At 73.5% G+C, this 12,504-nt stretch carries 10 protein-coding genes; 6 read left to right on the top strand and 4 right to left on the bottom strand.

The genetic code is table 11. From position 1 onward, the window contains the following. The first annotated feature begins 47 nt into the window (after window positions 1–47). Together AMPC_RS12090 and AMPC_RS12085 are read left to right on the top strand one after the other, a co-directional pair. Entirely contained in the window at window positions 48–695 is a 648-nt protein-coding gene (locus AMPC_RS12090; protein ID WP_248341030.1) for a hypothetical protein, read from the top strand. A gap of 128 nt (window positions 696–823) precedes the next feature. Further along, the gene (locus AMPC_RS12085; protein WP_248341028.1) at window positions 824–1,336 is read left to right on the top strand and encodes a hypothetical protein; all 513 of its coding nucleotides are present in this window, start codon (window positions 824–826) and stop codon (window positions 1,334–1,336) included. Between the two features lie 30 nt (window positions 1,337–1,366). Here AMPC_RS12085 and AMPC_RS12080 read toward each other — a convergent pair whose 3' ends face one another. Both AMPC_RS12080 and AMPC_RS12075 read right to left on the bottom strand, forming a co-directional pair. Further along, window positions 1,367–4,339 carry a CxxxxCH/CxxCH domain c-type cytochrome gene (locus AMPC_RS12080; RefSeq protein WP_248341026.1) on the bottom strand — a complete coding sequence of 991 codons (2,973 nt, stop codon included), beginning with the start codon at window positions 4,337–4,339 and terminating at the stop codon, window positions 1,367–1,369. Between the two features lie 19 nt (window positions 4,340–4,358). Beyond that, entirely contained in the window at window positions 4,359–6,116 is a 1,758-nt protein-coding gene (locus AMPC_RS12075; protein ID WP_248341018.1) for a CxxxxCH/CxxCH domain c-type cytochrome, read from the bottom strand. Between the two features lie 458 nt (window positions 6,117–6,574). Here AMPC_RS12075 and AMPC_RS12070 point away from each other — a divergent pair, with 458 nt between their 5' ends. The 4 genes from AMPC_RS12070 (at window position 6,575) to AMPC_RS12055 (ending at window position 11,819) form a co-directional block, all read left to right on the top strand. Then, window positions 6,575–8,749 (top strand): CxxxxCH/CxxCH domain c-type cytochrome, encoded by a 2,175-nt coding sequence (locus AMPC_RS12070; RefSeq protein WP_248341002.1) that lies wholly within the window; start codon window positions 6,575–6,577, stop codon window positions 8,747–8,749. Window positions 8,750–8,837: 88 nt separating this feature from the next. Then, the gene (locus AMPC_RS12065) at window positions 8,838–9,347 is read left to right on the top strand and encodes a hypothetical protein (protein WP_248341000.1); all 510 of its coding nucleotides are present in this window, start codon (window positions 8,838–8,840) and stop codon (window positions 9,345–9,347) included. Next, a complete protein-coding gene (locus tag AMPC_RS12060; protein ID WP_248340998.1) occupies window positions 9,344–10,327 on the top strand; it encodes a matrixin family metalloprotease in 984 nt (327 codons plus the stop codon). The genes AMPC_RS12065 and AMPC_RS12060 overlap by 4 nt, the downstream gene beginning before the upstream one ends. Window positions 10,328–10,436: 109 nt before the next feature. After that, window positions 10,437–11,819, top strand: a complete 1,383-nt coding sequence (locus tag AMPC_RS12055; RefSeq protein ID WP_248340997.1) for a hypothetical protein — start codon at window positions 10,437–10,439, stop codon at window positions 11,817–11,819. Between the two features lie 70 nt (window positions 11,820–11,889). Here AMPC_RS12055 and AMPC_RS12050 read toward each other — a convergent pair whose 3' ends face one another. Further along, window positions 11,890–12,198, bottom strand: coding sequence for a hypothetical protein (locus tag AMPC_RS12050; protein WP_248340995.1), 309 nt, complete (start codon window positions 12,196–12,198; stop codon window positions 11,890–11,892). Next, the gene (locus AMPC_RS20610) at window positions 12,179–12,451 is read right to left on the bottom strand and encodes a BrnT family toxin (RefSeq protein ID WP_404800617.1); all 273 of its coding nucleotides are present in this window, start codon (window positions 12,449–12,451) and stop codon (window positions 12,179–12,181) included. Before AMPC_RS20610 ends, AMPC_RS12050 begins: the two co-directional genes overlap by 20 nt. Between the last annotated feature and the right edge of the window lie 53 nt (window positions 12,452–12,504).

Genomic DNA, 12,504 nt, shown 5'->3' with positions numbered 1-12,504 from the left:
ATTCCCGATCTCGAGACCTGGCGCGCCGGTCGCTCTGGCGAGGGGGCATGAAGCCCGCCCAGGTCCTCGTCGTCGTCCTCGTCGGTCTCGTCGGCTCCGCCCGGGCGGAGAGCGCCGCCTCGCCCATCGACGAGGACCGGCTCGCCTTCGCCGACTACATGCGGCAGCTCGATCAGCTCACCCGGCCCGGCGGCGGCGCGCTCCCGGCGTCGGGCGCCGCGCCGCGACGAACGCTCGCGCAGGCGGTCTACGGGGACGCGCTCCCGGCCGCGATCGCGCCGGCCGGGCAGGCCGCGGCGCCGCCGGAGCCGCGGTGCTCCCTCTTCGTCCCCGGCAAGGAGGCTGCCGCCGCGGACGACTGCCTCGGCTGCCACGAGCTCCACTCCTCGCACCGGGTGGACTTCGCCTACCCCGCGGTCGTCCAGCGCGGGGGCGCGCTCCGCACCGCGGCCGAGGCGGTCCGGCGCGGCGCCTTCCTGCCGGAGGGGCGCGTGCGCTGCGGGACCTGCCACGACGGGCGGTCGGAGTACCGCTACCACCTCGCCATCCCGGCGGGCGCGAAGCTGCGCCCGGCCGTCAACCCGCGCGATCCGGTGAACCACCGGGCGCTCGCCGGCGCGCCGTCGCAGCCGGGCGTCCTGCGCGACGTGAGCCCCACGCCGCTCTGCCAGACCTGCCACTCGTACGGCGACTGAGCGGCGAGGTGGCAGGAGTCGCAGGCGCGAGGGCAGGTCCCCGGTCGGCGAGGGCCCGTCCGGCCGCCGCTCTACCCTGAGCGCGACTGGCCCGGCCGCTCTCGCGAGCGGAGCTTTCTCGCAGCACCGTGCTCCCGCTCTCCCCGACCCTGCTCGCGCTCCTCGCCGCCGCCACCTCCGCCGCGAGCGACCAGCGGGCCCTGAGCGCCGGGTGCCTGCTCTTCACCCGCCAGCCAGACGCGCCCGCCGAGCAGTGCATGTCGTGCCACGCCGGCGGCGGCGCCTCGACGACGCTCCACTCCACGCACCCGGTGGACCTCGACTACGAGGCGGCGCGGCTCCGGGGCGGCTTCTCCGCGCCGCTCCGCCCGGCCGACGAGGTGCGCCGCCAGGGCGTGTCGCTCCCCGACGGCCGCCTGCGCTGCAGCACCTGCCACGCCTCGTCGTCGGACTGGAACCACCACCTCGCGCTCCCGCCCAACTCCCATCCCCGGCCGGCCGTCCACCTCCGCGATCCGACCACGTGGGGCGGGACCCCCGGCCGCATGGGCGCGGCCGCGCAGGCGCTCGAGGCGGAGGCCCGGCGCACCAAGGACGCCACGCCGACGCCGCTCTGCAAGGTCTGCCACGCCTTCGACTGACGCGCTTCCGGCGGCCGGACCGCCAGCCGCTCAGATGCAGTTCTCTTGCGAGTACGAGGTGAACGCGCCGGCGGCCGACCAGGGAGAGGTGTGGCCCTGGGCGTCCTGGGCGCGCACGCGCCAGAAGACGGTCAGTCCGGGGCCGGTGTTCATGCCCTCGACCGCACAGCCAGGATCCACGAGACCGTAGACGTAGACGCTCGCCGCGGTGGACGACAGCCAGGGCGAGGTCGCCGGAACGAGGCCGCCGCTCGGGAAGCCGGCCGTGACCGCGCCCGCGAAGGTGGCGTTCGGCCCGACCTGCACCTGGTACTGCACCGCCGTGCCCGACGGCGCCGTCACCGGGCTCCACGCCAGCTGCGTCCAGAGATCGCTCCCGCCCCAGTCGACGTACTGGTCCGCCGTGGGGAGGAGGTCCGGGGCCGAGGGGACGCTCGGATCCGGTGTCGTGAAGCTCTGGAGCGCGGTCGTGAGGACGTTGCGGGAGCTGTCGCTGCTGCGGACGCGCCAGACGTAGGTGGTGCTCGGGGCGAGGCCGGACAGGGTGACCGAGTGCTGGTTGGTCAGGGCGCCGCTGCCGGCCACGTAGGTCGGGGCCCCCACTCCGTACTCGACCCACGACGTCGATCCTCCGCCGGAGGTCTGCCAGGCGATGACCGCGCTGCCCTTGGTGACCGTCGCCGCGGGCTGGGCGACCCACGCCGGAGGCTGGTAGCTCACGACGGGCGTCCAGTCCTGGACCGAGTGACAGTGCTGGCAGGTCTCGTCCCAGGGCGGATTCATGCCGTGCGGAGCTTCCGGCGAGGGGAAGTTCCGGAGGCCCTCGTGACCGTGGCAGTAGAAGCAGGGACTCCCGGCGGGCTGCGGATCGACCGGGTTGCCCGGGCCGAACCCGCCGTTCGCGAGCCGCTGGTCGGTGTGGCAGCTCATGCAGTAGGCGTGGCGCTGGCCCTGGTGGCAGGCCGAGCAGAGCACCTCGGCGCCGACGCCGGCGCGATCGATGGCGTTCGGCGGGATGACCCTCCCGTTCACGGTGGCCGCGAAGAGGAAGGCGTTCCTGCTGGCGTGACCGGCGTGGCAGGCGGTGCACGGGAGCGGCCCCTGACGTCGTGCGTACGGGGCGGCCAGGGTCCCTCCGGAGCCGGTGCCGGCCCGGCTCCCGTGCCAGTCGCCGTTGACCGCATCCGTCCAGCCGAGCAGCACGGGCGGCGTCCTCGCCGCGTCCGGAGCGCCGCCGCTGGAGAGCACCTGGCCCGCCCCCGCGCCCGGCGACGCCGGAGGGCTGTGGCAGGCGATGCAGGTCGCGCTCACCCCGTCGCTGCCGAGGAGGGCGGCGTTGCCCGAGAGGTGACTCGCGCCGTGCGCGCTCGCCTGGTGGCAGGACCAGCAGGTGGTCCCGCTCGAGGTGAGCCGAGGGTCGCCGAACATGGGATCGTGGAGGGACGGGCCGGCCCGCTCGGTCGGCGCGGCGCCGCCCGGGTTGATGCTCGCGTGGCAGGAGGTGCAGGGGAGCGGTCCCGTGGCGCTCCAGGAGACCGTCCGCGCCGGCGCGCCGAGCGGGTAGTGACAGGCCACGCTGCAGGTGGTGCTGGTGGACGTGCCGCTCACCTGCGCGCCGGCGGTGCTCGTGCCGCCGGGGAGCACGAGCGCCGGGTTGAGCACGAGCTCCTGCCGTCCGTCGAGGTGGCTCGAGGGATCGGTGGGGTGGCAGTTGCCGCAGCCGATCTGGAGGCCGGGGCCGTTCACCGTGATCCGGGTGTCGCCGTAGGTCGTGTCGGGCTGCGAGCCGGAGTGGGCCACGTGGGCACCGGTGGCGGGCGGCGCGCCGTGGCAGGCGTTGCACCCCGCGCCGCCTCCTGCGCCGAAGGCGACGTCCACCACCCCATTCACGTGCTTGCCGCCCGCGACGTCGATGGTGCCGTCGGAGCGGACGGTGCCGGGGTGGCACATCGCGCAGCCGGCCGGCGCGCTCGAGACGGCCGGGTGTGGAGCGGCCGGAGGCATCCCGTGGCACGAGCCGCAGACGATCCCGGGGGTGCCCCAGGCCGGCGACGGGCTCACCCCGTGACAGTAGGTGGTGCAGGTGCCGGTGAGGGCGTCGTAGCTGCCGAGGAGCTGCACCTGCCCCGAGGCGGTGGAGGTGGTGAGGGTGACGACCGCCCGGGCCGAGGCGCCGCGGACGTGGCCCAGGTCGGCGGGTACGCTGTGGCAGGTGGCGCAGGGGAACGGCCCCGCGAGCCGCTGGCCGGCGGCGGTGATCCCCTGGAGGTGCGCCTGGTGCGCGCCGGCGCGGGCCGGAGCGGGCGCGCCGTCGAGCCGCTGCGAGACGGCGTCCGGAGGCGCGGCCCAGTCCAGGTGCGCGGCGGGGTCGTACCCGGCCATGCTCGCGGCGTCGCGGGCGCCGTGGCAGAAGGAGCAGTTGGTGCGCCAGCCGGCCCAGCCCGCCTTCTCGTGACAGGCGTCGCAGGAGGGCGCGATCCCCGCGCCGGTGAGCTGGGCGCCGTGGCAGCCGGCCGTGGCGCAGCTGAACGAGTCGGGGGCGCCGCCCAGGGTGTCGAGGTACGCGGGGCCGTGAATCGCCGGGCTCGTGAAGTTGCCGTGCCCGACCTCGCCCGGGAGGCCGAAGATCGCGGCCACCCACTTGTCGGCGCCGGACGTGTGCGCGTCGAGGACGCAGGGGCCCCGGTACGCGCAGTCGCCGCCCCAGGCGCCGAACATCATGCCGGCGCTCGGCGTCGCGGTCAGGGTGGCGGTGGCGCTCCAGGCGTAACGCGCCGGTCCGCACGCATTGGCGGTCCCGCCAGCCGGCCCGCAGTGGAGCTGACCGTCGGTGGAGTCGATGGTGCCATTCACCGGTCGTGATACGCGGACCAGGAAGAAGACCCCCGCGGAGCCCTTGGCGGAGGACGAGCCGGCGTCGTGAGACCTCCCGCACGCAGAGAGCGTCGCCAGCAGCAGGGTGAGCGCGATTCGACGAGGCCCGACGAGCTTGTCTGGAGTCATGATCGAGTGGGGCCTTTGGTCACGTCGGCGGGATGCCGTGGCACGGCCCGCAGGTCGTCCGCCCGCCCCAGCTCACCTTCCCTTGCGGCGCGAAGAAGTGGCAGTTCACGTTGGAGCAGGTCTTCTTGCCGGGCGACGGGTCGTAGCTGGCGCCGCTCAGGCTGAGCGACATGGTGCCGCTGCCCGTGGTGCCGGGGCGGCTGTAGGTCACGTTGGGCAGCGCCCTTCCGTAGCTCAGGCTGAAGTCCGGGTAGGAGTAGGCCCAGACCGCGAAGACGGGGCGGTAGGGATCGGGCGGCAGGCCGTTCACCAGGCTCGCCGGCAGCGGCCGCTCGTCGAACACCACGTCCCGCGAGCCGTTCACGTGGCGCAGCGGCAGCACCCGCCCGACGCCGGGCGGCGACTTGCCGCCGGTGTAGTGACAGGAGGTGCACTGGAGCTGCGCGTACTCCGGCGTGGTGAGGCGGGAGGCGGTCCCGCCCGGCAGGTGGTAGTCGCCCGTGGTGTCGAGCCAGTAGAAGCCGGAGCTGCCGGTGCTGCTCGGATCGGTGGTGTCGAAGTGGCACTGCTGGCAGGTGATGGGCGAGGCCTTCATGGTGGCGCCCCAGGCGCCGTAATAGGCCGCGTAGTTGCCCGCGCCGTGCTCGGAGCCGTGGTAGGGGCCGGGCATTCCCAGGAAGTGTCCCGCCTCCTTTCCCTTTCCGACGGGGAAGCCGAGGTGGCTGTTCGCGTCGGTGGCGCCGGCGGGCCCCGAGGCATAGCGCGGAGGGTTGCCGTGGCACCCGGAGCAGCCGAGGTGCGCGCCGGAGGTCCAGCCCGGCGCGGTCGCGAAGGCCGGGAGCTCCTGGCCGCTCGAGTGGCAGTAGACGCCGCTGCAGGTGCCGCTCGCGGCGTCGTACGCGGCGGTCGAGGCGTTCCGCGCCTTCAGGGACAGCAGCGGCGCGGCCGGCTCGTAGAGCGTCACCTCGACCTTGCCGTCGAGGTGCTTCGCCGGGTCGATGGGGTGACAGTTGCCGCAGCCGAAGGCGTACACCCCGGGCGCCGTGGTGGGCGTCGCCGCCGGGTAGAGGTCCTGCAGCACGCGGACGTCGCCGTACGTGGACGTGGTCTCGCGGCCGGCGAGGCCGTAGTGCGCCGCGTGCGCGCCGGTGGCGGGCGGGAAGCCGTGGCAGAAGGAGCAGTTGGTGCGCCAGGACGGGAAGCCGGCCTTGGCGTGACAATCGTCGCAGGAGGGCGCGATGCCGGCGCCGGTGAGGTTGGCGCCGTGGCACCCGGCCGCATTGCAGGCGAAGGCGTCGGGCGCGCCGGAGACGAACGCGACGTAGGCGGGCCCGTGCACCGTCGGGCTCGTGAAGTTGCCGTGCCCGACCTGGCCGGGCGGGCCGAACGCGGCGGCGACCCATTTGTCCGAGCCGGAGACGCGGGTGTCGAGCACGCAGGGGCCCCGGTACGAGCAGTCGCCGGCCCACGCTCCGAACGTCATGCCGGGCGCGGGCGTCGCGGTGAGGGTCGCGGTCGCGCTCCAGTCGTAGCGCGCCGGGCCGCAGGCGTCGTCGGCGCCGCCGGCTGGGCCGCAGCGGAGCTGGCCGTCGTCCGAGGTGATGGTGCCGTTCACCGGCCTCGAGACGTTCACGAGGAAGTAGAGCCCGGCCTGGCCCTTGGCGGTGCCGGTGCCGGCGCTGCGCGAGGAGCTTCCGCCGCACGCGGCGACGGCCAGCAGACCGGCGGCGAGCGCGAGCCGGCGCAGACTTCCGGTGCAACGGCGTGAGTGAGCCATCGAGTCCCCCCGGCGCCGCGCCATCCAACGGCGCGCAGCGGTCGAACGGGGGCGCACTGCAAGAATTGCTCCCCGGCGAGCTCCCCCGATGGTGAGGGTAAGCTGCCGGATCTACCGGCGCGGCGCAGGGCTGCGAGCCCGCGCAATGCGTCAAAAAAACACAACTTGCGGCATAACACCCAGTGACCGTCGTTCTCGGTGGGTGAATGGCCTCGATTGTCGGCCAGATCGGCGGCTCGTCCGGTGGCACGAAGGTTGCGCCGCAAAGCCGCTCGGGTCTGGGCTCGCCGTGCGCTCTCCCAGCGTGAAGTGCGCGGCGCTCGCCTGTTCGGGGGAGGCTTCGAATGCGCCGCAACGCGTTTGCGTGGATTGTCCTGTTGTCGACGGCGGTGGCGTGCGGTCGCAATGAGCGTCCCGCCAGTAGTAGCTCCGAAGGGGTAGTCGGCGTCTCGTACAACGTGACGGTCCGGACCCCGGTGGGCGGCATCGTCGCCTCCGACGTGGGCGGGATCAGCTGCGGCGCGTCGGCGATGACGACCGTGCGCGACGCCAATGGCGTCCTGCGCCAGGTGCCCGTCTACTACCCGGGCGCCGATCGCTGCGGGCCGGTGGCGATCCCCTGGAGCCAGGCGGTCGTCCTCACCGCCACGCCGCAGGGCGACAACGCCTTCACGAGCTGGTCGGGTGATTGCGGCGGCAACGGCACCTGCACGCTCCGGGCGGGCGCGGACAAGACGGTGATGGCCATCTTCGGCCCGCGAGGCAGCGGCCATCCCAACTACCTCAGCCCGGCCGACCACGGGCCCGCCTACCTCGACTACCTCGGCAAGGTCGCGGGCGCGCTCAACTGCCCGAGCTGCCACGGCGCCTCGCTCTCCGGCGCGGGCATCGCGCCCTCCTGCCACCAGTGCCACGCGCAGGCCGGCTGGACGGGCTGGCAGACCAACTGCTCCTTCTGCCACGGCGCCCGCACGGTCCAGAGCAAGGCCGGCTACGACGCGGCCGCGCACGGCGCCTGGTCGGCGCCCCCCGACGCGCTCTCGCAGCGGCTCACGGGCACGGCCGCGCCCGCCCGCACCGGCGCGCACCAGGCGCACCTGCTCGGGACGAACGGCGCGGGCCTGTCCCTCGCCGGCCCCTTCTCGTGCGCCACCTGCCACGCCGTGCCGGCCGACCTCGGGCACGTGCGCGGCAAGTCGGCCCGCGCCCAGGTGACCCTCGCCGGCGCCGGCCAGGCCTCGCTCCCGGCCTCCCTCGGCAGCTACGACGCGGCGAGCGGCACCTGCAGCACCTATTGCCACGGGCCGGCCCAGCCTGCGTGGTCGAGCAGCGGCATCCAGTGCGGCTCCTGCCACGCCATGCCGCCGCCCGATCCTCACCCCGCCGTCGGGAGCGCCCCGGCCGGCTGCGCCGGGTGCCACTCCAAGACCGTCCTCGCCGACGGCACCATCGACATCGCCGGGGGGAAGCACGTGAACGGCGTCCTCGACTTCAGCGGCGGCGGCACCGGCGGGAGCGGCTGCGCCGCCTGCCACGGCTATCCGCCCACCACCGGCGCGCACGCCGCGCACTACGGGCTGACCACGGCGCAGGCGACGAGCGGCTACGGCGACACCAAGGTCCTGCAGGACCGCTTCCCCGACGCGACCGCCACCACCGCGCCCGCCGTCTACGGCTTCGGCTGCGGGCAGTGCCACCCGGTGGACCCCGCGAAGCACATGGACGGGAAGGTGGAGGTGGTCCTCTACGAGGCGGCCGCGCCCGCGGGGTCGCTCAAGGCGCGCAACGCGACCACGGCCACCTACGACAAGGCGAGCGGCACCTGCAGCGGCGTCTACTGCCACTCGAGCGGGCGGCAGGGCGCGCAGTTCGTGACCGCGCCGGCGTGGACGTCGGGCGCGCACCTCGCCTGCAACGGCTGCCACGACAACCCGCCGCGCTACACCTCGGGCGGCGCGGGCAGCGCGACGGCCAACAGCCACGTCAACCTCGCGGACGACGGCTTCGAGTTCGGCCACTTCGCCGGGCTCATCGGGCCGTGGCTGGCGAGCTACCACGGAGGCAATTCGGGATCCGGCGCCGACTCCGCTCCCATCACCTGCCAGACCTGCCACTTCGAGACGACCGACCCGGCCAACACCGGCCCGAGCGGCTTCTACTACCTCGACACCACCGGCAACTATCAGCTGCCGGGCGGCGATCCCTACAGGCTGAGCGGCCTCTGGTACCAGCGGCTCCAGTGCACCTCGTGCCACGGCGGGACCAACGCCAAGGCCCCGCTCAAGACCGGCAAGGTGCTGCCGCTGCGGCACGTGAACGGGACGAGGGACGTGGCCTTCGACCCCCGGACCACGCTCCCGTCGATCAGCTGGCTCCCCGCGGCGCCCAACACGCCCACCCAGCCGTACTGGCTGATGCCGATCGTCGGATCGCCGGATTGGCCGGCGTACGTGACGCGCAGTCCCGGGGGCCAGACGATCTCGTTCAGTCTCTCGAGGTCCCGGTATGATCCCGCCACCAAGACCTGCACGAGCGTCGCCTGCCACCTGGCCGAGAACCCGGTCTGGGGGACGCCCTATGTCTCCGCGTACGACCAGGCCTGCTACAACTGCCACGTCGAGCTGATCTATTGAGCCAATCGCCTCGAGGCATGCGACGCCGGGCCTCGCGCGAGAAGGCGACCGCCTGGGCGCTCGCCCGCCAAAGGGGTATCATCGGCCGATGAGGCCGCTCGCGCTCGCCGCCGTCCTGCTGATGGCCGCGCCCGCCCTGGCCACCGAGGCGGTCGCGGTCTCGGTGGAGGGGCTCGCCCGCGCCTCGGACGCCGTGGTCCGCGGCCGGGTGACCCGGCTCGGCGCGACGCTCTCGCCGGACCGCCGCCGCGTCTACACCATCGTCGATCTGGCGGTGACCGCCCGCTGGCGGGGCAAGCCTGCCGGCAGCCTGCAGGTCATCGTCCCCGGCGGCACGGTCGGCGACCTCACGCAGCGCGTGGACGGCGCGCCCGAGCTCGCGAAGGGCGAGGACGTGGTCCTGTTCCTCGACCGCGCCGAGGCCGGGGCGTACCGCGTCAACGGCCTCGCCCAGGGCAAGTTCGCGGTGAAGGGCCAGACCGCGTCCCCCGACCTCTCCCACACGAACTTCATCACGCAGCGGATCGCCGCCGGAGAGCGGCGCGCCGAGGCGATGTCCACCGCGGAGCTCGAGCGCCGCGTCAGGAGCGTGCCATGAACCCGTTGCGCCTCGCCGCCGTCGCCGCGCTGCTCGCCGCCTCGACCCAGGCCCACGCCTACGTGCGGTCCACCACCGACGTGGGCAACCCGGGCGCGGGCACCTGCCTCTGGTGGGGACAGCGGACCGTCTCCTTCGCCGTGAACGCGACCAGCGCCGCCAACCCGCCGAACCGGGCGGCCTGCCCCGACTGCGCGCCCTGCCAGGACGCCAGCGCCGCGGCGTCGCTGGTCGCGGCCACGCTGCCGACCTGGAGCGGCGCCACGCGGGCCGGCGAGTCGCAGGCCTGCACCGACTTCGCGTTCCAGAGCGCCGGCACCACGGACAAGGTCGCCGTCGGCAACGACGGGGTGAACCTCATCGTCTTCCGCAGCGGGCAGTGCCAGGACACCTCGGTGGTGCCGCAGAACGACGCGTGCCGCAACACCGTGGGCGCCTGCGCGGCCAAGTACAATTGCTGGGAGCACGACGTCACGGGGACCATCGGGCTCACCACCGTCAGCTTCAACGGCAAGACCGGCCAGATCAGCGACGCCGACATCGAGCTGCACGGCTGGAACGGCCACAACCCGCCCAACGGCTCGTACTTCACCTGCGCGGAGTCGCCGTCGTGCGGCAGCGCCCCCTACGCCTCCTCGCCGCTGCCGACCGCGTGCGCCTACGTGGACGTGGCGAGCATCGCGCTGCACGAGGCCGGCCACGTGCTCGGGCTCGATCACACCTGCGAGTACGCCGCGCCGTACGACTCCTGCACCGCCGGGTCGGTGATGCAGCCCACCATCCCGACCGGGCAGACGCGGCGGGCGCTCGACGCGGACGACGTGGAGGGCGTGTGCACCATCTATCCCAGGGGCGCCGCCACGCTCACCTGCGCGCCGGTCGCGGGAAAGTCGAGCGGCGGCTGCGCGACGGGCGGCGGGGGAGGGCTCCTGGCGATCGCGGCGGCGCTCCTGGCGCGGCTGCGGCGGCGGCGGTCCTGATCGCCTGGCTTTGCGCAGTTTGACGGGCCAGGGCGGTCCGGTCCGGCGGGCGGGGAACTTGTGGAGGGCCCAATTCGGAGCTATTGCGCTCTGAACGGGGGGCCTCTCCTTGGCCGACAAACGCCAGGTCGCAAAACGGGTGCTGGTCTGGGCCATCCTGGTGGCCCTGCCGCTGACCTGGTGGGCGACGCACCTCGAGATCTCGTGGTGGCACCGGCAGAAGGTCGAGAAGGTCGAGCAGGCGCCGGCGGCGGGGCAGGGTGCGGCGTCGGCGGCGCCGGCTCCCGTGGTGCCCGCGGCGCCGGCTTCCGCGCAGCCCGCGGCTCCTGTGAAGGAACTGCCGAAGGCGAAGGCGGCGGCGAAGGTGTTGCCGAAGAAGCCGGTCGCGGTCGCGAAGGGGAGCAAGAAGGCGTTCACGAAGCAGGCTTCCGGCGCCAGGCACAAGGTGGAGAAGAAGGCCGCGAAGGCCGGCCAGAAGCCCCGGGTGGCCGCGGGGGCCAAGGCGGCACCGGCTGTCGCGTCCTCCAAGTACTCTCGGAAAGCCGAAAAGAAGACCGACAAGAAGAAGGCCGGGAAGGCCAGCCAGAAGTCCCGGGTCGCCCTGGCGGCAAAGCCGGCACCTGCTGCCGCAAAGTACTCTCGGAAGGCCGAGAAGAAGCCCGCCCCGAAGCCCCAGGTCGCCCTGACACCCAAGCCCGCAGCTCCCGCCGCCCCCGTCATCGTTCCGAGCGCGCCGGCCGTGGTCGTGCCGATCGTCCCTGTGCCCGCGCCAGCTCCAGTTACCCCGGAGCCCGCCCGGCCGGAGCCCGCGGTGGCTGCCGCACCGCCCGTACCGCACCCGGCGCCCGTTACCTCGAGCCCCAGCCCCGCGGTGCCGCCGATCCCGGCGCCGTCAGGTCCTGCCGCATCGGTGGCTCAGCCCGAGAAGGGACCCGCGACTTACGAGTACGCGAAGCGCCTGCCCCGGCCCCCGGAGGAGGCGCCGTCCAGCGCTACCGGCCTGCCGCAGCCGCCGCCGCCTCCCGAGCCCGAGCCGGCCGCGAGCCCCGAGCCGCCGCCCCAGGAGGTGAACGGGGGCTTCACTCGGGCGGCTTCTCTCGGTTCGTCGATGCTCTTCTCCCAGGGGAGGGAGACCGCCTTCGGGCCGATGTTCACCTTCAGCCTGCGCAAGGACTGGATGCTCATCTCGGAGAGCATCGAGTTCACCGACGGCCGTACCGTCGCGCTCGGCGGGTTCGGCACCTCGATGTCGGTGGCGCCGCGCACCCAGCTCTACTGGCTCGCCGTGGGCGGCTTCGACGTGCTGAGCAAGCCGGCCCGCTTCTCGCCGGCGCTGGGCCTGCGAGCCGGGATCGAGTGGTTCGTCTGGCGGCTCCGGCTCGGCCTGCTCGGAACGGGCTTCACCGACCTCGCCGGCGCGAAGGACGCGCTCGGGCAGGAGGTGGGGAAGTACTCCCTCTCGGTGGGGGCCACGGCGGGGCTGGCGTTCTAGCGGAGCTCCGCCACCAAGCGGCCGCCGCTGTTGGCGGCTCGGCTATCCGAGCTGCCCGAACCCGAGCGCTTCACGGTGTGCGCTTGGCCCATTGGAGGATGGCGTTGCGCAGCGCCGAGTGCAGGGTGAGCCCCTCGGCCTTCGCCTTCTCTTCGAGCAACGTCCAGAGCTTCGCGGGGAATCGTACGGAGCGCGGGACGGTGGGGCCGGTCTCCGTGCCCTTCTTCGGCCTCCCTCGTCCGAGGTGGACAACGCCTTCTGAGGCAACGCGGGCGGCGTACGGGTTTCGACGAACCCGTGCGTGATCGAAGTCGACGGGTGGAATGTCCCGGAGCGAGGCCGCCGAGGGCTCCTTGGGCTTACGGACCTTCTTCTTCATATCGCCTCCGCTCGTGCGAGGTGGCGCGCCGGGCACTGATGATCCGCACTGTCGACTCGTCCAATGCCGCGTGAACGACGAGGAGTAGCCGACCTCGGGTGGACAACCCAAGCAGGAGCGTCCGTTGGGGATCGACGAGGTCTTCGATATGGAGCGCAAGCACGTCAGCGAACACGGTCGCTGCCTCCTCGAAGGAAACGCCGTGCTTCCTCCGGTTCGAGACGGCCTTGCGAGCGTCCCAAGCGAAGTTCACCTGACCTCCATTATTGTATTACTGTTGGCTGCCGGTCCGCAACCAAATGCCCC

The organism is Anaeromyxobacter paludicola (genome assembly GCF_023169965.1).
Classification (GTDB): Bacteria; Myxococcota; Myxococcia; order Myxococcales; family Anaeromyxobacteraceae; genus Anaeromyxobacter_B; species Anaeromyxobacter_B paludicola.
This window is presented reverse-complemented; position numbering and strand designations above follow the sequence as displayed.